Origin of the sequence: Halomonas sp. GFAJ-1, from assembly GCA_002966495.1 — a bacterium.
Taxonomy (GTDB): domain Bacteria; phylum Pseudomonadota; class Gammaproteobacteria; order Pseudomonadales; family Halomonadaceae; genus Vreelandella.
The window spans coordinates 2438669-2460229 of the sequence record CP016490.1 but is presented as its reverse complement, the minus strand read 5'-3'; the positions used below and the strand labels follow the sequence as shown (position 1 = coordinate 2460229).

Below are 21561 nucleotides of genomic sequence, written 5' to 3'. Positions count from 1 at the left end.
TGCAGCACTCAATCGAGGTCGTAACCCAAGCTTTTCAGTGCGCGCTCGTCATCCGACCAGCCGCGCTTCACTTTCACCCACAGGTTAAGCATTACCTTGGTACCTAGCGCTCGCTCCATATCCAAACGCGCTTCGCGGCCAATGCTCTTGATTCGATCACCGTTTTCGCCAATCAGAATCACTTTTTGCCCCTGGCGCTCAACGAGTATCAGCGCGCTGATGTGGGTAACTCGCTCGGTCTCGCGGAACTCTTCAATCTCCACGGTCATCTGGTACGGCAGCTCATCACCCAACTGGCGCATCACTTTTTCACGCACCAGCTCGGCTGCCATAAAGCGCAGGCTCTTATCGGTGATTTGGTCTTCGGGGAAAAAGTGAATACTTTCCGGCAGATGCTTGGCCACTTCTTCTTCTAGCGTGTCTACCTGGGTACCATGCTTGGCGGAAATGGGTACCACTGCCGCAAACTCACGGCGGGCGCCCACTTCAGCCAGCCAAGGCAGTAGATCGCTTTTATCAGTGAGACGATCCACTTTATTAACCGCCAAAATGACCGGCGCCTTCACGTGCTCTAAGCGCTTCAATACCGCCTGGTCTTCCTCGGTCCAGCGGGTGCGGTCGATAATAAACACCACACAGTCGACATCGCGCAGCGCCTGGGTGGCCGCTTGGTTCATAAAGCGATTAATGGCTTTATTACGGTCTTTGGACATGATGTGCATGCCCGGCGTATCCACATAAATAAACTGGGTCTCATCAACCGTTTTAATCCCCATTACCTGGTGGCGAGTGGTTTGCGGCCGCCGCGAGGTAATAGAGATCTTTTGCCCTAGAATTCGATTCATGAGGGTTGATTTGCCTACGTTAGGCCGACCAACGATGGCCACGAATCCGCAGGTTTGGCTCATGATTTATCTCCAGGATTTTTTTCAAGGTGGGAAAGGGCTTCTTCAGCTGCCTGCTGTTCCGCATGGCGGCGGCTAGGGCCTTTACCCGTGGTATGCTCGCTCAACAAATCAATGTAGCACTCCACGGTAAAGGTCTGGGCATGCGCCTCTCCCTTTACAGAGACCACTTCATAGCGCGGCAGCGCCGCTTGGCGCGACTGCAAGAACTCTTGTAAGCGTGTTTTAGGATCTTTCTGGGTGTCTTGCAATGAGATACTCTCTAGGCGCTCAGCGTACCAAGCCATCACACGCTCGCGAACCGTATCCATACCCGCATCAAGATAGATCGCCCCAATCACGGCCTCAACGGCATCCGCTAGAATGGACTCGCGGCGGTGGCCACCGCTTTTCATTTCGCCAGAGCCAAGCCGCAAGCACTCGCCAAAGGCCATCTCGCGAGCTAACTCCGCCAGGGTTTGCCCCTTCACCAGACGGGCACGCAAACGTGACAGCTGCCCTTCTCTGGCCTGGGGAAATCGTTGAAACAGCGCTTCAGCAATCACAAAGTTGACGATAGAGTCACCTAAAAATTCCAGGCGCTCATTGTTACGACCACCGTAGCTACGATGCGTCATGGCCAGTTCCAAAAGCGAGTGGTCGCCAAAGGTATGGCCGATTCGTCGGCAAAAAGCGGTTAAGGGATTACTCACAGTGCTCCTACGTCATTGACGTTAACTAAGATAACCACACTATCGGCTTGCAACATAATCGGTTTGCAACATATACAGCGTCACTCAATACGACGCACGCTGGAGAAACTGGGTAGCCCGCCATCCCAATGCATCCAAACTGCAAAGGCACGCCCAACGATGTTCTCTTCCGGCACAAAGCCCCAGTAGCGGCTATCGTTGGAGTGGTCTCGGTTGTCCCCCATGGTGAAGTAGTGACCTTCAGGCACGACAACTTCGCGCATTTGCGGACCAGGGTCTCGGGGGTTGTTATAAATATAGTGGCTAACGCTACCCAGACGCTCTTCTAACAGTAGCTGCTGAGGCGAGCGTTCAGGCCCCTCTTCAATCAGCGATTTGCCAACCGGCTCACCATTAATATATAGCTGCTTACCCTCATAACGGACACTGTCGCCGGGCAGCCCGACGACTCGCTTAATGAAGTTAACGGCTGGCTCGTCGGGGAAGCGAAATACCATTACATCGCCCCTCTCCGGGTCATCCACTTCGAAAAAGCGGTTATGCACTACGGGTAGACGCAGCCCATAGGCGAATTTATTCACAAGAATAAAATCACCTACCTCAAGGGTAGGCTTCATCGATCCCGAGGGGATTTGAAACGGCTCAACAATAAAGCTGCGCACCACCAGGACGACCAAAAGCACAGGGAAAAAAGAGCGCGAATAATCGACCGGCCAGGGCTCTTTTAACAGCTTTTCACGGGTGGGCGCATCCAGCCCATCAGTAGTTGCCGCTTCAGCAGTGGCAACGCGTTGACGTCGTTTAGGGCGAAGCCAAAGCACATCCAGCAAGTAGACGAAGCCCGAAATTGCGACAGCCAGTACCAGTAGTAATGAAAAATCCATGGGGGGTTAGATTCCCTAGTCGTTAACCTTGAGCACAGCAAGGAAGGCATCCTGGGGAATTTCAACGCGCCCCACTTGTTTCATTCGCTTCTTACCGGCTTTCTGTTTCTCAAGCAGTTTCTTTTTACGACTTACATCGCCGCCATAACATTTGGCCGTCACGTTTTTACGAAGCGCTTTCACCGTTGAGCGAGCGACGACCTGTCCGCCGATGGCCGCTTGAATAGCCACATCGAACATCTGCCGAGGAATAAGCTCTTTCATCTTCTCCACTAGCAGACGGCCACGGTTATGGGCATGGTCGCGATGGATAATAACGGCCAGCGCGTCAACTTTATCGCCGTTAATTAACACGTCCAGACGAACCAACTTAGCTGCTTCAAAACGTTCGAAGTTATATTCAAGCGATGCATAACCACGGGAAATCGACTTCAAGCGGTCAAAGAAGTCCATGACCACTTCGGACATCGGCAACTCATAGGTCAACTGAATCTGATTACCCAGGAATTGCATATCCAACTGCGTTCCACGGCGCTGCTCACACTCCGCAATCACGTTACCCACGTACTCTTGAGGCACCAGGATGCTGGCACGCACGATAGGTTCACGCATCTCGTCCACGTCGGCCATATCAGGCAATTTAGACGGGTTGGAGATGTAGCACACATCGCCATTTTTCATGGCTAATTCATAAACAACCGTGGGTGCGGTGGTAAGCAGGTCAATATCATATTCACGTTCAAGCCGCTCCTGGATAATCTCCATGTGCAGCGTGCCAAGAAAGCCCACGCGAAAGCCAAAGCCAAGAGCATCAGAGTTTTCCGGCTCATATTCTAACGAGGCATCGTTAAGCGCGAGTTTTTCAAGTGCATCACGAAAGTCTTCGTAATCATCTGCACTGACAGGGAACATACCTGCATAAACCTGGGGCTTAACTTTTTGGAAACCTGGCAGGCGTGGAACGTCGGGCGTTTTGGTATGGGTAATAGTGTCACCCACCGGCGCCCCGTGAATCTCTTTAATACCGGCGACAATAAAACCTACTTCGCCAGCACGTAAAATGTCGGTCTGCTTCCGTTGAGGAGTGAAGATACCCACTTCTGTGGCACCCCAGTCGCGGCCTGTCGATTTGATGCGGATCTTATCACCTTTACGCAGCGTGCCATCAAATAACCTAACCAGCGAAACAACCCCCAAATAGTTATCAAACCAGGAGTCGATAATCAGCGCTTGCAGTGGCGCATTTGGGTCGCCTTTCGGTGGTGGAATATCGCGAACTAACCGTTCAAGCAGAGCATCGATACCAATTCCGCTTTTAGCTGATACTTGGCAGGCATCAGTCGCATCAAGACCGATAATTTCTTCGATCTCCTGGGCAACCTTGTCACAGTCCGCTTGGGGTAAATCGATTTTGTTTAGTACAGGTAGGACTTCAAGTCCCTGCTCAATAGCGGTATAGCAGTTGGCGACCGATTGAGCCTCTACACCCTGCGCAGCATCCACCACCAGCAATGCACCTTCACAAGCGTAGAGCGAGCGAGAAACCTCGTAAGAAAAATCAACGTGGCCAGGCGTATCGATAAAGTTAAGCTGATACACCTGCCCATCGGCAGCGGTGTAATCTAGCGTGACCGACTGAGCTTTAATGGTAATCCCACGTTCGCGCTCAATGTCCATGGAGTCGAGCACTTGCTCTTTGAGTTCACGCTCGGTTAAACCTTCGCAGGTTTGAATCAAACGATCTGATAGCGTCGACTTACCATGATCGATATGGGCGATGATGGAGAAATTTCTAATATGCTTAAGCTTTCCGCTGGAAACGTCTTGAGACATCGAGTGTGCTCTACCTTATGGGTGCGCAAGTGGTGATTGGCTCTATTTGGCCAACGAGCGCAGGCCATAGTATTTGCCCGCACCACCAAATTGCCAATGTTCGTCAAAAAGATAAGCGCTATTGTAGCGATATGCGCGGGATAGGAACAGCAGTCCGGCGAGAACCGCCGGACTGGAAGGATATTAGAGGGGTTACTCTAGGCGTAAAGCTACAAACAGTGAGCGGCCATCGCGGTATAGGCGTAGCGGAATAGCACGGTCACTGGGCAGTTCTTCAACGATGCGCAGCAGCTCATCAGCGGAGGACACACTGCGATGATCGATACTCACCAACACATCGCCCGGGCGTAGGCCAGCCTGGGCGGCCACGCTATTGGCTTCAACCTGACGAACCTCAACACCGCCGCTAATATTTAAACGCTCGCGGGTAGCTTCATCAATTTCTGCTACCGAAACCCCTAAACGCACTTGATCATTACTGCCGGACGGCCGTTGAGCTGCTTCGGAATCCGGCCAGTTGCCGAGTTCAACCGTTTCAGTCACCTGCTCGCCATCGCGCATAAGCGTAAGCTCTACTTCCCGCCCTGGTGCTACACGGCCAATTAAGCGCGGCAAGGTGCTGGAACGATCAACTTCTTCACCGTTGACTTCTACCACTACATCGCCAGCCTGAAGGCCACCTTGGGCCGCAGGGCCTTCAGGGTCGAGGTCGGCAATCAGCGCGCCAATCGCTTCATCCATGCCAAAAGATTCGGCTAAGTCCCTGGAAACGGGCTGAATCATCACACCCAGCCAGCCCCGACTGACCTGACCATCTTCACGCAGTTGGTCGGCCACATCCATAGCAACGTTGATAGGGATAGCAAAAGAGAGCCCCATGAAACCGCCGCTGCGGGTAAATATTTGCGAGTTGATCCCGACTACTTCGCCCTGGAGGTTAAACAGTGGACCGCCCGAGTTACCAGGGTTAATCGCCACATCAGTTTGAATAAAGGGAACGTACGCGTCACGCGGCAGCGTACGATTAATCGCGCTCACAATACCGGCAGTGACCGAGTAGTCGAAGCCAAACGGTGAGCCAATGGCGGCAACCCATTCACCAACTCTAAGCTCGTCTGAATCACCCAAATTCAGCACAGGAAGATTGTTAGCATCGATTTTGAGCAGCGCGACATCCGTTTGGCTGTCGCTGCCAATCAGTTCGGCTGTCAGCTCACGACGGTCGTTCAAGCGTACCAATATCTCATCGGCATCCTGCACCACATGCGCGTTCGTTAGCACATAGCCATCTGCACTAATCACAAAGCCCGACCCTAGGGATTGGCGCTCCTGGCTTCTGCCCTGGCTGCCCCCAGGCGGCATGGGAAAGCTGTCACCAAAGAAGTGCCGAAATATTTCGGGAAGTTCTTGTCCACCAAACCCATGCCCGGCAGGACCGCCGCGCTGGATGGTTCGGCTAGTGGAAATATTCACAACACCAGGAGCTGCATCTTCAACCAGCTCAGTGAAGTCTGGAAGGCTTTGCGCATGGGCAGTTTGGCCCATCATAAGTAGCGCAACTAAGCATAGCCACAGGGTAGAGGGAAGAACCAAGCGCTTCATGCAACAGCTCCTAGTCAAGCAAACACCATACGAAGGGGAAGCAACTCACTGTGAGTTACAAGGACTATTAACTGACCAATCGAGGGCGAAAGCGTTCCGTACGCCCGCTCATGCCATATTTAAGGGCAACAGTACCACTGATCAATGCCCCAAAAAAAACAGCGGCACTCTGCCACTCTGAAGCTCCCGCCCAGGCAGCTGAGCCTGACAGTATCAATGCAATTAATAGCGGCAAGGTATAAACCAGTAGCGCGACTGCAGTCAGGTCGTTTTTAGGTACGCTAAACGTAACGGAAGCACCTAAAGGGTAGCGCTGCTCATACTGTTCAGGAGGGCAGCTGGGCTTCACTACAAGCTGCTGCTGTTGACGGCGAGCCATCAGCCCCATTCCACATCCACGACCTTTGGCACACTGCTCGCAGCTTGCCCTCACTGATACATCAACGGTAATACCTTGGCGCGGCACATACCCCACCACCGTGCCAGTGCGCAGCAATTCAGAGCAGGAGTCAGTCATAGGTAGTTACCGGAGCGCTCATTCAAACTCAACAGATTGTACAATTCGAAGCAGCAGTGCTGGCGGCAGTTCGCCAATGCCTATCAACTGCCAGCGCTGCTCGCCTATCGTGGCAAACTCAACAGCCACAGTAGACACGCCAAGGGTGTGGATACCCGGTTCAAGCGCTGTTTGCGTTACCGGGACTGCAAATATACTTAAAGAGGCTAAGCCGTCACTAAAAAAACGATGCTCAGTTTCCCTGGCACCACCTTCGATAGGTTGTGCCACAAACCCTTCGGGCAACCAAGTAACCTGCCAGCCTGGATCAGGCATTGCGTAGGCATTGTCACCACTAATCGAACCACTGTAGGGTTCAGGGGATTGGAGCTGAGTCATCTGAAAGGTTTCAAGTACTCTGCCCTGAGAATCACTTAATACAGATTTTAATAACAGACCCGTCTCTTGATCCACCCACCACCCATGATGATAGCGCTCGTCATCGTGGGGCAAAAAGTTTAGCTGAACAGCTGAGCGCCCAGCTACCCTGGCGTCGTTTTCAAGCGTAATAGCGTAGTTATCTGCAATATGTGTGGCCCAGGCTTCAAGCGTAGACGGTGAATCACTCTCACTGGCATCAAACCATGCCAGCCGCCCAACATGTGAGCGGCGCTCAACGCTAACAGAGGGGCCATCAAGGTGTTGAACCACTTGCTGACGAACGCCTTCATGAATCCGGTGGGATAGCGCTAGCGTGCGCACTCCCAGCGCATCTATAGAAACGGCTCTTGCTTGAAATAAATAACAGTGGCTTGCGTACCTGCTGTACACAAGCCACTGCTCGACACTTTCAGGAGTGCCTTGAGAGACTGTTGAAGCACAAACGCTAGAAGCAGCTGACGCATCATGACTGCTTGCTTCTGCTGGAACTAAAAAAAAGTTTGCACTTAACACACATAAACTAAGCGCAAACACTTTTTTCACAGGGATACCTTTTTTGGTAAAAGCAGATGCCGACATACCTCTATTAGCTATTCCCTTACCTACGTTACTCATATCCGTTACACATCTCGGCTTAGCGGTTAGCGCTGGCCAAGGGGCTCTGTAACAGATGAGGAGCGCATCAAAGGCATCCAGCTATCTGCATTGCCGCTAGCAGCACCTTGAGCATGCTGCTCTAGGTATGACTGAAGCAAACGAATTTGATCAATATCAATCGACGTGCCCTGCTGCGACATCACATTTTGTGGCATGGAGGGTGCAGAGAAGCCAGCCTCGCTGACATTCATTAACCCGCTCCCACCCTGACCGTTAATACGAAACGGTGTGGGTTCAAACATTGGCATGTCGGATTGAGACATAGTAGCGGGCTGCATGGATGTTAGGCTAACCGGCTGTACTTGTGCGCCCACAGCAGGTGTCGCTGCTAAGTCGCCAGTACCTTGCCCAGAGGTGCTGCCATTACTGCCGAAAAACTGTACGCCTGTAATTACCATTAACGATACAGCTGCGGCAACACCGGCTCCACGTGCAAATGAAACACCATTGGCTTTGGCTGGGGTGCCCTTCTGCTCATCGTCTAGCAATGGCGCTGGCTCGTCACGCAATCGCGCCATAATACCTGCGGAGAGATCAACACTCACGTCCACGTCGCGCTCACGCTGCATCATGCTGCGCGCTAAATGGTAACGTCGCCATGTCTCTGCCGCATCACTGTCATCAGGCAGCGACTTCAACACTCGGCGTAGCTCAAGCTCATCACTTTCGCCATCCATTAACGCCGAAAGCGATTCCCGTGTGTTTTGACTCATACTTCACACCCTCACACTGTGTTAGAAGGAGCACCGCAGTTATTCTGCAAGCAATACAGAACACGTCGGTCGCTCCATAGGCCAAGACCCTACTGCAAAACTGTTTGCAAAATCTTAGTCCAAAGTCCCTATTTCAAATCTCTTGTTCAGGGCTATGACGCTTCTCTTGCCAGACAGTTCACAAAAAAAGAAAAAACGTAAGATAATGTGACAGCCAGATAATATCGCCATTTATCAACGGCTGGGCACTAGCGATTTTGATCAAAAACAATGCCCTGCCAGAGCGATTACGCCTCTACCGTTACTCCTCGCGACTGTTACGCGCCGTAGTGACCAGCGGACGAATATGCTCATCAACCGCTTCACGCGCGCGAAAAATACGCGAACGCACAGTACCTACCGGGCACTGCATTATCTGAGCAATATCCTCGTAGGCAAGACCGTCTAACTCTCGTAACGTGATAGCAGTGCGCAAATCTTCCGGCAGTTTCTCGATAGCTTCATAAACAGCCGCCTCAAGCTGGTCACGCGAGATGGCCGCCTCAGGGGACTCGGCATCTGCCAAGCGGCCGCTTTGATCGACAATTTCGGCATCGACAATATCCAAGTCACTCCCTGGCGGCCGCCGCCCCCGGGAGACCAGGTGATTTTTCGCTGTATTTATCGCTATCCGGTACATCCACGTATAAAACGCACTTTCTGCACGAAACTTGCCAAGCGCCCGATACGCTTTAATAAACGCTTCTTGAGCGACGTCCTGCACCTCTGAGTGATCGTGCACATAACGTCCAATCAAACCAATAATCTTGTGCTGGTATTTTTTCACCAGTAGATCAAAAGCGCGGGTATCACCTTTTTGGGCACGCTCAACAAGCTGTTGGTCTGTTTCACGGGTGCCCATTCACACGCTCCTCCTGCTTGTACGACATACATCGAACCTGGGGTGTTTTTCGCCCTTTAACGTGGGCATTCACAGCAAGCAGCATAGCGTCCCTTGGGCATTGTTTAATAATAATGATGACATCAGATGGCAACGTTGCGCCCTCTGCTCTTTATGCGATTAATCTTCAATGGTGCTTAGTGTTACGCGTTCTGTTCAGCGCATCAAGCGCTTAGCTGTGTTAGCGGGAACCTTGCGCTAGTCATCTGGCAATGAAAACGTTGGCTTCTGCTCACCAAACGCTGAGGCTGACACCTTCCGGCATATTCAAGTTCCGCAACAATTGATTTTTACTCCCCTGACACGCCATAGTAGAGGCCACTTTAAGCCCACCGCGCATACAGGTAGCACGATGTCTGATCAGCAGGTTAGTAACCTTAACGTCCTTGCCCAGGACGTTCTTACCACCCCCGAAGCACTAAAAGACGCCATCCCTCTGACCGAAACCGCCGAGCGTTCGGTAATTGAAGGGCGCACTACCATCCAGAATATTTTAGACGGTAAAGACCCCCGTCTACTTGTCGTCGTAGGGCCATGCTCTATTCACGATGTTGACGCCGCGCTGGATTACGCCCGCCGTTTACGCAAGCTGGCCGACCAAGTAAGCGATAGCCTGTACATTGTGATGCGCGTCTATTTTGAAAAGCCTCGCACCACGGTTGGCTGGAAAGGCTTAATCAATGACCCGCATCTAAATGACTCATTTGAAATTGATGAAGGCTTACATATTGCGCGCAAGCTGCTGGTGGATTTAGCCGAAATGGGCTTACCACTAGCAACTGAAGCGCTCGACCCCATTTCGCCCCAGTACCTGCAAGACTGCATCAGCTGGTCAGCCGTCGGCGCACGCACCACTGAGTCGCAAACCCACCGTGAAATGGCCTCCGGCCTCTCCTGCCCCGTAGGTTTCAAAAATGGCACCGACGGCAGCCTGGACGTTGCGATTAATGCGTTAGAGTCCGTCGCTCACCCACACAATTTCCTGGGTATTAACCAGTCGGGCCAAGTCGCTATTATCCGCACCCGTGGCAACGCCTACGGCCATGTCGTGCTGCGTGGCGGCAACGGCAAGCCTAATTACGATAGCGTTAGCGTGGCACTGGCCGAAAAAGAGCTTAAAAAAGCTAACCTTTCCGCCAACATCATGATCGACTGCTCCCACGCGAACTCAAACAAAGATGCCGCACTGCAGCCGCTGGTACTGGAAAACGTGACCAATCAGATTTTAGAAGGTAACACCTCTATTATCGGCCTGATGGTTGAATCCAATATTGGTTGGGGCAATCAAAAAGTGCCTGCAGATTTAAGCGATCTTCAATACGGTGTTTCTATCACCGACGCCTGCATCGATTGGGATACAACGGTTGAAACCTTTACGCGCATGAACGAGAAACTGGCGCCAGCGCTTGCTAAGCGCATCGCTTAACCACTCTTTTAATTACAGTTTTAATAACAGTTTCAGTAACAGTAACGCCCCGCTGCGGCCTGCCCAGCGGGGCTTTTTTACATGATTTCTCGTTTGAACGGTGGACCCCCCGCCGATCCAGCAGCGTGATAGTGCCGCGATCACTCTCTTTTCGAATCAGCCGCCCACAGGCTTGTACCAGCTTGATAGACGCATCCGGCACGCTGATGCGCATAAACGGGTTACCGCCCTGGCTCTCAATCCACTCTGCCAATGTCGCGCCTACCGGGTCATCAGGCACCGCAAACGGCAGCCGTGTGATCACCACATGGGTAAGATAGTCGCCGGGCAGGTCAATACCTTCCGCGAAACTTGCCAAGCCAAAAATAATGCTGCCCTCACGTCTGTCCACGGCATCGCGATGGCGCTCAATCAACTCGCGCTTGGGCAGTGCGTCCTGGGCCAGCACCCGCGTTTTGGTTTCAACCGACAGGACTTTTTCTACCGCGCGAAGCTGCGCCCGTGAAGAGAACAGCACCAATACGGCCTCTTTGTCGCCTAGCTGCTCCACAAAACGCACAATCGCGCCCTCGTGGGCATCACGATCGCTTGGGTCGGTGGCCTCTTTGGGAACGCGAAGAATCGCATTAGCATAATCAAACGGGCTAGGCAGCGCTTGATAACGGTAACGGTTAGCTAACCCAGCACGCTCCTGAATACGCTCAAAACGCCCCAGCGCGGTGAGCGTTGCTGATGTCACCACTGCACCATGGCACCGCCCCCATAAGTGCTTGGCCAAGGTATGGGCCGCTGAAACAGGGCTTGCCGAGAACTCCACTTCTGGTTCACCCGCCACCCGACTAAGCGAGAGCCAGCGAGCGCTGGGCGGCGCATTGGCAGCGTCCTGCTCGCTAAATGCTTGCCAAAGCGCATGGGCCTCGAGTGCACGGCCGTGAAGCAGCGCCACCAACGGCAACCACGTTTCAGCCTGCTCTCGATCCAAGCCCGTTTGCTTGTCTGGATCGAGACTTTCCCTAAGAATATCGCTGATGCTTTCTAAGCAGCGCGATAGCGTTGCAAACATAACCAGCAACTGCTGCGCCTGCTCACGCAACGCATCGGGAATCTGGCCGTTTTCAAAGCGGAACTGATGAAGGGTCTCTTCATCACCTAGCCCATTGGGCCGCCCTGCCAGCTGATGCCCAACGCTGAACACATCACCCAGCGCAGGCTCTAAGCCATGCATTAATTCTGGCAAGCTAGCCAGTAAGCGCGCCACCGTTGGCTGCACTGCCAGCCCCTGGTGGAGATCCGTCAAACTGCTTTTGAGGGTTTTTAACCAGCGCAAACAGCCATGCACCGCAAAGCGGTGGGCAAAATGAGACAGCGCTTTATCGGGCAGGTGATGCCCTTCGTCAAACACAAAAATACAGTTTGCGGGGTCTGGCAAAATAGCACCACCACCGAGCGCCAAGTCGGCTAGCACTAGATCATGGTTAGCAACGATAACATCGGCATCTTCAAGCTCACGCCGGGAACGAAAGAATGCGCAAGCGCCAAAATGCCCACAACGCCTGCCGGTACATTGACGATGATCTACCGTTAAGCGCCGCCAGAGGGCATCGTCGATGGATTGCGGCCAATTATCGCGATCCCCTTCCCAGTCCCCTTTACCGTAAGACTCCGCCATATCACTCGCGATCACGTTAAAGTCGCTGCTTTCCGCCTGGAGCGACTGCTCAAATAGCGAGAGAGTGGGGTTAGGTTCACTGCCTTCCAGGGCTTGATCAAGGCGCGCCACACACACATAACGCCCACGCCCTTTGGCAAGGGCGTAGCGAAATGCAATACCGCTATGGCTAGCAAGGGAGGGCAGGTCCTGGTTCAACACCTGCTCTTGCAGCGCAACCGTAGCAGTGGAGACGATCAGGCGTTTGCCCTGGGCCTTGGCAATGGGCAGCGCGGCAATTAAATAGGCGAGGGTTTTCCCGGTACCGGTACCCGCCTCCAGCACACAGACATGGCTGTCGTTGGTGCGCTTACCTTCGCTATCTTGCTCAATCCCCCCGAGCGTACGGGCAATTTCTGCGATCATTAACCGCTGCCCGTAGCGTGGTGTCAGCTCTAGCTTTTCCACCACGCTACGGTAGGCTTGCTGAATATCGCTTTTTAAGCCGTTGTCCAGCATGCGTGTTACAGCATGCCTTCCGGCGGGTGCTCGCAGGGAAGCTTGCCATTGATATAGCGTTCGATCTCAGGCAAGGAGAACGCATCCTCTTCACCTACAAAGCTAATCGAAACGCCTTTTGCTCCGGCACGGCCAGTACGGCCAATACGATGAACGTAGTCTTCCGGGTCTTCCGGCAAGGTGTAGTTGATCACATGGCTGACGTCTTCAATATGAATGCCGCGCCCGGCTACGTCAGTGGCCACCAGCACTTGAATCTCTCCCTCGCGGAAGCTTTCAAGGGTTTTGATACGCTGGTTCTGCGGTACATCTCCCGACAGCATGGCAACGCTAACGCCCGCTTTCTTGAGAAGACTATCCAGCTTACGCACGAGATCACGGCGATTACCAAACACCATGACTCGCTCGAAGCTCTCTTGCTCAAGCAAATTCACCAGCAGGCGCTCTTTATCATCATCAGACACCAAGTAGACGCGCTGGTCGATGTCCGCTTGGTTCTCAACGGTCACTTCAATCTCTACGTGGGCAGGATCGAGCGTCCACTGGCTAGCCAAGCTCAGAATATCGTCGGTGAAGGTCGCCGAGAAGAGGAAGGTTTGGCGCTCCTCTTTTTTAGGCGTATAGCGAATGATCCGTTTCACATCGGGAATAAAGCCCATGGAAAGCATGCGATCCGCTTCATCCAACACCAGCACTTCCACTTCTGAAAGATCGATATCGCGTTTCTGATGAAAATCTAGCAGGCGGCCAGGCGTGGCAACCAAGATATCGATCTTGCTGCCTAGACTTTCACGCTGCTTTTGGTAGTCCATACCGCCCACAACGCTGGCGACATTTAGCTGGGTAAACCGAGCTAGGGCTTTGGCATCTTTTTCGATTTGCAGCGCCAATTCACGGGTGGGCGCAATGATCAGCGCGCGGGGCGCACCTGGTTTCTGCCCATCCGGTGTTGGCTCTTCCAAAAAGTAGGCCATTACTGAAATTAAAAACGCAGCAGTCTTACCCGTTCCGGTTTGCGCCTTGCCAACAATATCGCCGCCCAGCAGCGTTTGGCGAAGGGCTTCCGCTTGAATGGGCGTGCAGTATTCAAACCCTTGAGCATGAATAGCGCGCATTAACGGCAGCGGCAGATCAAAGTCATGGAAGCGCCACTTGCCGGCCACGGCGGGCACCTGAAACTGACGAAGATCCCAGTTCGACTGACGACGACGCGGTTTCCGACGGCGGCGTTTAGGCTTGCGGTTCTGGGCCGATGCTGTGGTCTGTTCCGACTCGCTCATAGGCTGTGTATCTGTCCATTGCTGTGGATGTTAGGCATCACGAAGTGCGCATTGTACCAGGGGTTGGCGATAAGAGCGCGCTCTGCTGTCGAAGGAGTGCGCTAGCCTGTTAGAATGACGCATAAATTAACCCAAGGAGCGCGACATGACGCGTAAGAAAAAGACCCGTTCGTTGGCGGATAAAGTCACTATCCGTACTGGGCGTCGTAAAGATTATAAAAAATGGCGCCACGAGAACCCAGACCAAGTTACCTCTTCACGCCGTTTTGTAGCAAAAAAGCAGCAGCAGCGTAAGCTTCAGGCAGTTCGCAAATTGGCCCGCCAGCAAGAGGGGCAGACCATTTCGATTCACCCGGACAAAGAGGCGGAAAACCCTTCTGGAGAGAACTCTTAATGCGTTTGGTCTCGTTCAACATCAATGGTATCCGGGCACGCTTGCATCAGCTTCAAGCGCTGATTGATACTCAGCAGCCTGATGTTATTGGCCTGCAGGAAACCAAAGTGCAGGACAGTGAGTTCCCTCTGGCCGACGTAGAAGCCATGGGGTATCACGTGTTCTATTATGGGCAGAAAGGCCATTACGGAGTTGCCTTACTATGCCGCCAAACGCCTGAGGCGGTTTTTTATGGCTTTCCCGATGACGAAGAGGATGCCCAGCGGCGCATGATTGGCGTGCGGCTGCTGGCCGACGATGGCCAGCCGGTGACCGTATGGAACGGCTATTTCCCCCAGGGCGAAAATATTGCTCACCCTACCAAATTCCCCCATAAAGAGCGCTTTTATCAGCAGCTGTCCCGATTGCTTAACAATCAACACAGCCCTGACGAGCGCCTTGCCATCATGGGTGATTTTAATATTTCCCCTGAAGATCAAGACATAGGCATTGGCGAAGCTAGTCGCAAACGCTGGTTACGTGAAGGCAAAGCCAGCTTTCAGCCCGTAGAGCGCGAATGGCTTGAGGGTATTAAAGCCTGGGGGTTAAGCGATAGCTACCGGCTTTGCTACCCAGAGAATGATGCTTGGTTTAGCTGGTTTGACTACCGCTCAAAAGGCTTTGACCGGGAGCCAAAGCGCGGCCTGCGCATTGACTATATTTTAGTGACACAACCCCTTGCGGAGTGTGTGACCAGCGCCGGTATCGATTATCAGCTACGCGGCATGGAGCGCCCTTCTGATCATGCGCCGATCTGGAGCGATTTTTCACTTCACCTTGCTCAACATTAGACCGCCAGTAACTACCGCCGGGCTTATACGGTTACCCGGCGGAAAGAAGTACTAGCGGCCTGGGCCATAAGAACGTAGTTCTGAAATACTCAGCTGATAACTCAAATAACTATCACTGTAGCTTCCTACGTAAATGCGATAGTCACCGGCTGGCCAATTTGCATGCTCAATATGCTCATTCAAGCCATTACCGCTGTCATCGTCGCATAGCAAAAACTTTCCTGGGCCATCAATAATTAAGGTGGTGTCACCATCAGCCTGCGTCCAAAGCTGCAAATAAGAAAATGAAGCACTTAGTGTCATCTCATGATCAGGCGTGCTAGCAATATTGCCTCGGCAATGGTTACCGAGCATGTCTGTTTCAAAAATAGACGCCGCACTCTGCGCCCCGCCGGATACAAAGCTTACTCGCCATGGGTCAGGCGTAAAGCCAGGCGCAATCGAAATATGGCGACTATCATGGGTATCAGCGTGACCTTGCGAGCCGCCAGAAAGCTCGCTTACAAACAGGTCGTAACTATGGGCACCTCCGTCATAACTACCGACATAAATACGATAGTCCCCAGCCCTCCAATCACGATGTTCTATTAACTCATTTAAGCCGCGACCACCATCATCGTCACAAAGTAAGAAACGGCCCGGACCATCTATAATAAGGGTAGTATCAGCATCTGACTGATTCCACACCCGTAAAAAATCAAAGTCATCTGTTAGCGTCATGACATGATCAGGCGTTTGCGAAATACTGCCAGAGCATGCTATTTCTCGCATATCACGGCCAAATATCTGACTGGCCTCTTGCTCCCCACCAGATACAAACGTACGCTGCATTGGATCTGGCATAAAACCTGGAGAAAGCCTTAGATTGCGCTCTTGAGCATAAGAGTGGCCTGCGGCTAACAACCCCGTTGTTATTATCGCAAATGCACGGAGATGGCCCCGACGAATAATTTTATTCATAGCATTTCTTTATTTTGATTAGAGTAAAAGCCCGACCCTACCCAGGCCCCTTAGCATTACTTAAGCTTGCCTCTCATCTTATAACACAACCTTTTTCAGCTAGGCAGAGGTTATTTACAATAGGCTTACCACTGCTTCGTCGAAGAGTCGCCCAGGCTCGCTGCGTTCATAAAAGCCTCCTCAGCTAACGCGTGTTCTCCCCAGCTGTAAGCCAGCTGACCAACCTGTCGCCAATCTCGCGCTTGCCGAGTGTATTCGGCTACGTCTTTCCATGACGCTAGGGCGTTTTGAACATGCTTCGCTTGTTGCCAGGCAGTGGCCAACAGCCTTAGCGTTTGCTCATCCTGAGGCAGCATTTCATTTTGCAACGCTTCAGTGAGATGCTCCGCCGCCCGCGCAGGTGTGCCCCCTGCCAAATGGAGTTGGATTAACAGCAGTCGCTCTTCTGGTTGGGTGAATTTGCCTAGCTGCCACGCCATCTCCCATACACCTGCGGCAACCCCTGGCTGGCCTGCCTGCTGCGCAAGCCCAGCCGCCTGTCGCCACGCCTCAGGGGCACTTTGGCTATCAAGGCCCTCCAGCAGCCACGCTAGCGCGGCATCGTTTTGCCCGGCATTGCGCAGCACGGCAAGCACCAATGACTGCCGTGCTTCATTTAAGCTATCGCGCTGTTCAAGCAAGGGCGCCAAGTACTCGGCTGCGCGTTCCCAGCGCTCCTCTTGGGCCAATAGATACACCAATTGCCAGCTCACGTGTGCATCCGCATGGCTATCCAACCACTGCTCATACAGCGCAATGGCCTCACCGAGCTGACCTGCCGCCCGCCGCAACCCAGCCTCTTCACGCTGCCACCTAGCCAGCTGGCTTGCGGGCACACCGCTACGCTTGCGGGCATTGGCCAACTGCTCGGCGGCTTCTGCTTGCCGCCCTTGGCGTGCCATGGCACCTGCCGCAAGCTGAGAGTAAAGCGCGCTGGCCCATTGGTCCGAGCGGTTACCCCCTTGCAAACGAGCAGCCTGTCCCGTTGCCCGGGCAATAAGAGTGTCCAATGCTTCGGAACCTCCATCACTCGCGCCAGCATCCGTCAGCTGCTGCTGAAGCGTATTGAGATCTTGAATGATATCGCTCGGCAAAGGCTCACTTGCAGGGGCAAACGAAGCCCAGAGGCTTAACAGAATTATGCCAACCACACGCTGCATATAACTTAAACGCTGCATTTAACTACCTCAGCTGAAACTCAATACGCTGCGTGGCGCGCCGCAGCTGCTGGCTGGGCTCAAACTGCCAGCGAGCAATCGCCTCACGCGCGGCATCTTCAAACACGCGCCGAGGCTGCGCATTAGTAACTTGGATTGTGCTGCTATCAACGCTGCCATCACGACGAATAACAAACGCCACCTCGACAAACCCTTCCATTCCCCGGCGCTGCGCGCGAGGAGGATACGTAGGATTAACGCGGTTTGTAGGCGCCACCTGGCCCACGCTAACCGGCTCACTAGAGGGTGCAGGCTCGGCCTGGGGCGCCGCCTCACGCTGCGCGGTGGAGGGGATTGGCGACGGTTCTGGCTGTGCTTGCGGCGCAGGCTCTGGCTGCGGTGTTGGCGGCGTAGGCTCTGGGGTAACTTCAGTAAGTTCAGGCAACTCGCTATCGAGTTCTAGCGGCTCCACAGGCTCTTCGGGCAGCTCAACCTCCGGCATCGTGATAGCGCTTTCCGCCATCGGGGGAGGCTCGGGCATCGCCATAGGAGGCGGCGCGGCCGCAGGCGCTGCATCTGCAGGCTGGGGGGGTGGTGTCTCTTGTTCTGGAGCAACCTCTGGTGCTTCCACCATATTCATGGATAGCGTCATTTCCGGCTTTTCTAACGCACGCTCCGGCGGCGTTACTAATAACGCCAGCAGCCAAAACAGTCCAACAGCCAATGCCACCCCGCCGGACAAGGAAAGCACATGACGAATCATGGGGCGCTCCGGCTCGCGGCTACGGCCACTTGGTCAACACCAGCCTGTTTTAAACGGTCCATCACTTCAATTAGCAACCCGGTTGTGGACTCACGGTCGGCCTGAATAACCACCGACCCATCGTCGGTCAACATGGCAGCCACTTCCTGGCCAATCCGGTGGATATCGACAGGCTTCCCATCCAACCACACCGCACCTTCTGGCGTTACCGCTACCAACACCTGCGCATCCGGCCGAGGGCTTGCCGCGCTAGATTCAGGACGGTTAATGTCGATACCGCTCTCTTTAATAAAGCTCGTTGTCACAATAAAAAAGATCAACATGATGAACACCACATCCAGCATCGGGGTTAAGTTGACCTCGTTGCTATCGGCCGTGGCATCTACAGAACGGCGTCTACGCATCACTCTCCTCCACGGCACGCGCCAAGCGGTCGTGCAGACGCTGATCTTCACGACGAATAACGTGCTCTAAACGACTAATGAACAGCAGCCCCACCACCGCAATCGCCATCCCCGTTAAGGTGGGCAGCGTGGCCCGTGCCACGCCGTCTGCCATGGCTCGGGCCTGGTGGGTATCGCTCAGCGAAAGGCTATCAAACACTGCGATCATGCCAGTGACCGTCCCCAGCAGCCCCAGCAGCGGACAAAGCGCTACTAACAACTTTAACCAGGGCAGCGGGCGGCGTAATTTGGCAACTAGCGCAGTAGCCCATACGTGGCGCAGCGTGCGTGCGCTCCAGCTACGATGATCGCTACGCGCTGCCCAGCGGCGAATTAGCCTGCGTCGCGCGACACGCCAAGTGATCCGGTAATACCACCAGCGCTCTATCGCCATACCAAACACCAGCACAGCTACGAAGGCGAGCACGACCAACACCGCACCACCGGCATCGACTAGCCGCTCTACAGGCTCAAGCCAAAGGGGCAGCGTAAACATCTTAGCTCACCACCGGGGCATAAGGTGCTGACTGGGCTTCAAGGTGATCTGCCAGCGTTGCGCTCGCTTCGCCTTCAATCACTTGCGTTAGATAACGGCTGCGGCTAGCCAGCGCCGTTTGCGCAAACAGCAGCGGCACGGCGGTTACTAACCCTAATACGGTGGTCACCAACGCCTGACTGATACCGCCCGCCATTAGCTGTGGGTCGCCGGTGCCAAAAACGGTGATGGCCTGAAAAGTGACGATCATGCCTGTCACGGTGCCCAGCAGCCCTAAAAGGGGCGCAATCGCTGCCAGTAGCTTGACGATTGGCTGACCCCGCTCAATACGCGGAAGCTCAGCCAGCACCGCTTCATCCAACCGCGCTTCCAGCGCTTCTGGCGTTTGGTGCTTATCCATCTCTTGAAAGCGCTGCAGCACGCGGCCCAACGGATTATCCCCACGCAGCTGGCTGAGCGATTTACGCTGCCGAGCAACCCGAGCGCTCGCGACCAGTAGATAGATGTACTGGGTCAGCGCCACCAGCAAACCAAACACCCCTAGCACGACAACGACGTAACCAACATAGCCACCCTGGTGGAAGCGCTCCCAAAGGCTAGGCTGCTGGGCAAGCGCGCGCAGCACAGCCCCTTGTGTCGGGTCGATAGTAAACTCACGGCTTTCGCCTTGGTGGTAAGCCGCCAGCACAGCGCTCATTTCACGAGGAGTACGGGGAACTTCAGCAAGCTCATCGTCGCTTCCTCCTTTTCGCAGCAGCGCCGTCTCGGTAAAAGCAGCAAAGTCGGCCAGACGCACCACATCCCGGGACTCGATAACACCACGCGTATCTGCCACATTAAGTGAGAGCCTTTCAGCACGGCCTGTTTGTGCGGTGAGTGTTGCCAGGCTATCCACTACCGCTTCAAGGTGCTGACGTTCAAGCACGTCTACCTCATTTAAACGCGGTGGCAGCGCGGCATCGCCAAGGGTGAGCCAGCTTTCATCGCTCAACGCATTGCGCACCTCACTACTGTGCTGGCTCAAGCGGGCTAACAGCGCGGTGATCGCCTCACCCTGCTCCGCTTGACGCTCAGAAAGATCGCTTGCCTGCTGCGACTGCTCGCTTTGCTGGGCTTGTAAGGCATCACGCTGCTCTTCGGCGACCTGATGCGCCGAGCGCGCTTCTTCCAATGCCGCCTCTAGTGCTTGCTGGTCGTCAAGAAATGAGCGCAGCCGCTCTTCATCGCGAGCTTCCGCCGCTTGGCGCGCTTCTCGCAGTGAGCTTATGGTTGCCGGATCAAGGCTGGTGCTTTGCTGGGCCAGCGCGCTGCCGGAAAACAGACTGAGCATTAACGTCAGCAGTGTGGCAAACGCCTTCAGCGAAGGTTGAGGTAACCCACTCATTGCTGACCTCCCTGTTGCTCATCAGCGGTAATGGAAAGCGGTAAACGCAGTAGACCGGGGGTGCGCTGATCATCAGCAATTCGTAATCCATTGCGCACTTCTCGCCGGGCGCTTTCATTTAACGCTTGCCATGCACCACTCTCGACGTCCCACACACCGCCTTCGCGGCCATCCGGGGAGAGGTAGTAAAAACCGATACGGCCCACGCGCAGGTACTCCACTTCACGGGCAGGCATATCCTCAATGGCTAGCCGACCACGCCAGGTATCAATAGTGCGCCCGTACTCAAGCTCTACGCGCCATGCTTCGAGCAGGTCGGTAATTCGCTCAACGCTTTCTGCGCCTGAACCAGCCTGCGCTGTTTGCACCCTTGCTAGCCGCTCGTCGCGCAAAAAAGGCAGATCCGTTTCAATCCAGCGGATTAACTGCTGGGTCATATCTTGCTCAATTAACGGCAGCGCCGCTCGGGTGTCGCTCAGCGTATCCAGCGCCCTACTCAGGCGTTGCTGGCGCTCAGCTTCACTGGCTAAACGACCACTAAGCGATGAGTTGGCAGCGTCCATTTGGCGGGTTTCACGCTCAAGACGGCGAAGCTCTTCCAGGGCCGCGCGGGTCTCTTCATCGGCGGTGTCGATTTGCTGCTGGATAGCCGACTGGGCTTGCTGGGCCTCAACACTTTGGGAGGCCTGCCCTACTGTTTCATCGCTTGCCAGTAGCGAAGCACTGACCAGCACTCCGGCAAGCAAGCACCCACCCAGGGCAAAGAAAGGCCTTTTCAGCACGTTACGTCTCCGTTACTGATTGACACGCGGCCATTCACGGCGCGCTAGAAATTATTGAACATAAGAACGATTTGCGTTTCGTTTCAGCAGTGCATAGCCTAACATCAATGAGATAAATGACAATATTTATCATTAGCATTCAAAGATACGATGTAATGCACGACTATCTAATCTAGCGTGAATGAGACGGCCAACGTGACATCAACGTCTGATTTGGCGGAAAGATGGGGGATAAAAGCGGAGAAAGGGAAAAAATGTTATGAAAAGATGGCGAGCA

The 21561-nt window shown here is 54.0% G+C and carries 20 protein-coding genes and 1 pseudogene; 3 read left to right on the top strand and 18 right to left on the bottom strand.

The annotated features are described in order from the left end of the window. Positions 1–8: 8 nt before the first annotated feature. From BB497_11065 to BB497_11025, 9 genes are all read right to left on the bottom strand, one after another. Positions 9–908, bottom strand: coding sequence for a GTPase Era (locus tag BB497_11065; GenBank protein ID AVI63195.1), 900 nt, complete (start codon positions 906–908; stop codon positions 9–11). Next, a complete protein-coding gene (locus tag BB497_11060) occupies positions 905–1597 on the bottom strand; it encodes a ribonuclease III (GenBank protein AVI63194.1) in 693 nt (230 codons plus the stop codon). Before BB497_11060 ends, BB497_11065 begins: the two co-directional genes overlap by 4 nt. 80 nt (positions 1598–1677) lie before the next feature. Next, positions 1678–2481, bottom strand: coding sequence for a signal peptidase I (locus tag BB497_11055; GenBank protein ID AVI63193.1), 804 nt, complete (start codon positions 2479–2481; stop codon positions 1678–1680). 15 nt (positions 2482–2496) lie between these two features. Continuing rightward, positions 2497–4314 carry an elongation factor 4 gene (locus BB497_11050; protein AVI63192.1) on the bottom strand — a complete coding sequence of 606 codons (1818 nt, stop codon included), beginning with the start codon at positions 4312–4314 and terminating at the stop codon, positions 2497–2499. A gap of 192 nt (positions 4315–4506) precedes the next feature. Next, positions 4507–5916 (bottom strand): serine peptidase, encoded by a 1410-nt coding sequence (locus BB497_11045; GenBank protein ID AVI63191.1) that lies wholly within the window; start codon positions 5914–5916, stop codon positions 4507–4509. A 67-nt stretch (positions 5917–5983) separates the two neighbouring features. Then, entirely contained in the window at positions 5984–6433 is a 450-nt protein-coding gene (locus BB497_11040) for a Fis family transcriptional regulator (GenBank protein ID AVI63190.1), read from the bottom strand. An 18-nt stretch (positions 6434–6451) separates the two neighbouring features. Next, entirely contained in the window at positions 6452–7432 is a 981-nt protein-coding gene (locus BB497_11035) for a nucleoside transporter (GenBank protein ID AVI63189.1), read from the bottom strand. A gap of 62 nt (positions 7433–7494) precedes the next feature. After that, complete coding sequence (locus BB497_11030) at positions 7495–8223, bottom strand: anti-sigma factor (GenBank protein ID AVI63188.1); 729 nt, start codon at positions 8221–8223, stop codon at positions 7495–7497. 301 nt (positions 8224–8524) lie between these two features. Next, positions 8525–9124, bottom strand: coding sequence for an RNA polymerase sigma factor RpoE (locus BB497_11025; protein AVI63187.1), 600 nt, complete (start codon positions 9122–9124; stop codon positions 8525–8527). 391 nt (positions 9125–9515) lie between these two features. Here BB497_11025 and BB497_11020 point away from each other — a divergent pair, with 391 nt between their 5' ends. Then, on the top strand, positions 9516–10589 hold the full coding sequence (locus BB497_11020; protein AVI63186.1) for a 3-deoxy-7-phosphoheptulonate synthase: 1074 nt from the start codon (positions 9516–9518) through the stop codon (positions 10587–10589). 97 nt (positions 10590–10686) lie between these two features. Here BB497_11020 and BB497_11015 read toward each other — a convergent pair. Then, a pseudogene (locus tag BB497_11015) lies at positions 10687–12756 on the bottom strand (ATP-dependent DNA helicase DinG). 5 nt (positions 12757–12761) lie between these two features. Next, entirely contained in the window at positions 12762–14036 is a 1275-nt protein-coding gene (locus BB497_11010) for an ATP-dependent RNA helicase RhlB (GenBank protein ID AVI63185.1), read from the bottom strand. Between the two features lie 145 nt (positions 14037–14181). Here BB497_11010 and BB497_11005 point away from each other — a divergent pair, with 145 nt between their 5' ends. Beyond that, positions 14182–14430, top strand: a complete 249-nt coding sequence (locus tag BB497_11005) for a hypothetical protein (GenBank protein ID AVI63184.1) — start codon at positions 14182–14184, stop codon at positions 14428–14430. Continuing rightward, on the top strand, positions 14430–15260 hold the full coding sequence (locus tag BB497_11000) for an exodeoxyribonuclease III (GenBank protein AVI63183.1): 831 nt from the start codon (positions 14430–14432) through the stop codon (positions 15258–15260). The genes BB497_11005 and BB497_11000 overlap by 1 nt, the downstream gene beginning before the upstream one ends. A gap of 51 nt (positions 15261–15311) precedes the next feature. Here the strand turns inward: BB497_11000 and BB497_10995 are convergent, their stop codons facing one another. The 7 genes from BB497_10995 to BB497_10965 form a co-directional block, all read right to left on the bottom strand. Further along, the gene (locus BB497_10995; protein AVI63182.1) at positions 15312–16220 is read right to left on the bottom strand and encodes a hypothetical protein; all 909 of its coding nucleotides are present in this window, start codon (positions 16218–16220) and stop codon (positions 15312–15314) included. A gap of 125 nt (positions 16221–16345) precedes the next feature. After that, positions 16346–17419 (bottom strand): hypothetical protein, encoded by a 1074-nt coding sequence (locus tag BB497_10990; protein AVI64340.1) that lies wholly within the window; start codon positions 17417–17419, stop codon positions 16346–16348. Positions 17420–17441: 22 nt separating this feature from the next. Then, positions 17442–18179: an iron transporter gene (locus tag BB497_10985; protein ID AVI63181.1), complete on the bottom strand. Its 738-nt coding sequence runs from the start codon at positions 18177–18179 to the stop codon at positions 17442–17444. After that, a complete protein-coding gene (locus BB497_10980) occupies positions 18176–18583 on the bottom strand; it encodes a biopolymer transporter ExbD (GenBank protein ID AVI63180.1) in 408 nt (135 codons plus the stop codon). The genes BB497_10985 and BB497_10980 overlap by 4 nt, the downstream gene beginning before the upstream one ends. Then, on the bottom strand, positions 18576–19118 hold the full coding sequence (locus tag BB497_10975) for a flagellar motor protein MotA (GenBank protein ID AVI63179.1): 543 nt from the start codon (positions 19116–19118) through the stop codon (positions 18576–18578). The genes BB497_10980 and BB497_10975 overlap by 8 nt, the downstream gene beginning before the upstream one ends. Before the next feature lies 1 nt (position 19119). Then, positions 19120–20502 (bottom strand): flagellar motor protein MotA, encoded by a 1383-nt coding sequence (locus tag BB497_10970; GenBank protein AVI63178.1) that lies wholly within the window; start codon positions 20500–20502, stop codon positions 19120–19122. Further along, positions 20499–21284, bottom strand: coding sequence for a hypothetical protein (locus tag BB497_10965; protein AVI63177.1), 786 nt, complete (start codon positions 21282–21284; stop codon positions 20499–20501). The genes BB497_10970 and BB497_10965 overlap by 4 nt, the downstream gene beginning before the upstream one ends. Positions 21285–21561: the final 277 nt, after the last annotated feature.

Bases quoted from the DNA above. Each gene is read 5' to 3' on its own strand.
- BB497_11065 (AVI63195.1), bottom strand. From the start codon at position 908: ATGAGCCAAACCTGCGGATTCGTGGCCATCGTTGGTCGGCCTAACGTA.
- BB497_11055 (AVI63193.1), bottom strand. From the start codon at position 2,481: ATGGATTTTTCATTACTACTGGTACTGGCTGTCGCAATTTCGGGCTTC.
- BB497_11050 (AVI63192.1), bottom strand. From the start codon at position 4,314: ATGTCTCAAGACGTTTCCAGCGGAAAGCTTAAGCATATTAGAAATTTC.
- BB497_11045 (AVI63191.1), bottom strand. From the start codon at position 5,916: ATGAAGCGCTTGGTTCTTCCCTCTACCCTGTGGCTATGCTTAGTTGCG.
- BB497_11040 (AVI63190.1), bottom strand. From the start codon at position 6,433: ATGACTGACTCCTGCTCTGAATTGCTGCGCACTGGCACGGTGGTGGGG.
- BB497_11035 (AVI63189.1), bottom strand. From the start codon at position 7,432: ATGTCGGCATCTGCTTTTACCAAAAAAGGTATCCCTGTGAAAAAAGTG.
- BB497_11030 (AVI63188.1), bottom strand. From the start codon at position 8,223: ATGAGTCAAAACACACGGGAATCGCTTTCGGCGTTAATGGATGGCGAA.
- BB497_11025 (AVI63187.1), bottom strand. From the start codon at position 9,124: ATGGGCACCCGTGAAACAGACCAACAGCTTGTTGAGCGTGCCCAAAAA.
- BB497_11020 (AVI63186.1), top strand. From the start codon at position 9,516: ATGTCTGATCAGCAGGTTAGTAACCTTAACGTCCTTGCCCAGGACGTT.
- BB497_11010 (AVI63185.1), bottom strand. From the start codon at position 14,036: ATGAGCGAGTCGGAACAGACCACAGCATCGGCCCAGAACCGCAAGCCT.
- BB497_11005 (AVI63184.1), top strand. From the start codon at position 14,182: ATGACGCGTAAGAAAAAGACCCGTTCGTTGGCGGATAAAGTCACTATC.
- BB497_11000 (AVI63183.1), top strand. From the start codon at position 14,430: ATGCGTTTGGTCTCGTTCAACATCAATGGTATCCGGGCACGCTTGCAT.
- BB497_10995 (AVI63182.1), bottom strand. From the start codon at position 16,220: ATGAATAAAATTATTCGTCGGGGCCATCTCCGTGCATTTGCGATAATA.
- BB497_10990 (AVI64340.1), bottom strand. From the start codon at position 17,419: ATGCAGCGTGTGGTTGGCATAATTCTGTTAAGCCTCTGGGCTTCGTTT.
- BB497_10985 (AVI63181.1), bottom strand. From the start codon at position 18,179: ATGATTCGTCATGTGCTTTCCTTGTCCGGCGGGGTGGCATTGGCTGTT.
- BB497_10980 (AVI63180.1), bottom strand. From the start codon at position 18,583: ATGCGTAGACGCCGTTCTGTAGATGCCACGGCCGATAGCAACGAGGTC.
- BB497_10975 (AVI63179.1), bottom strand. From the start codon at position 19,118: ATGTTTACGCTGCCCCTTTGGCTTGAGCCTGTAGAGCGGCTAGTCGAT.
- BB497_10970 (AVI63178.1), bottom strand. From the start codon at position 20,502: ATGAGTGGGTTACCTCAACCTTCGCTGAAGGCGTTTGCCACACTGCTG.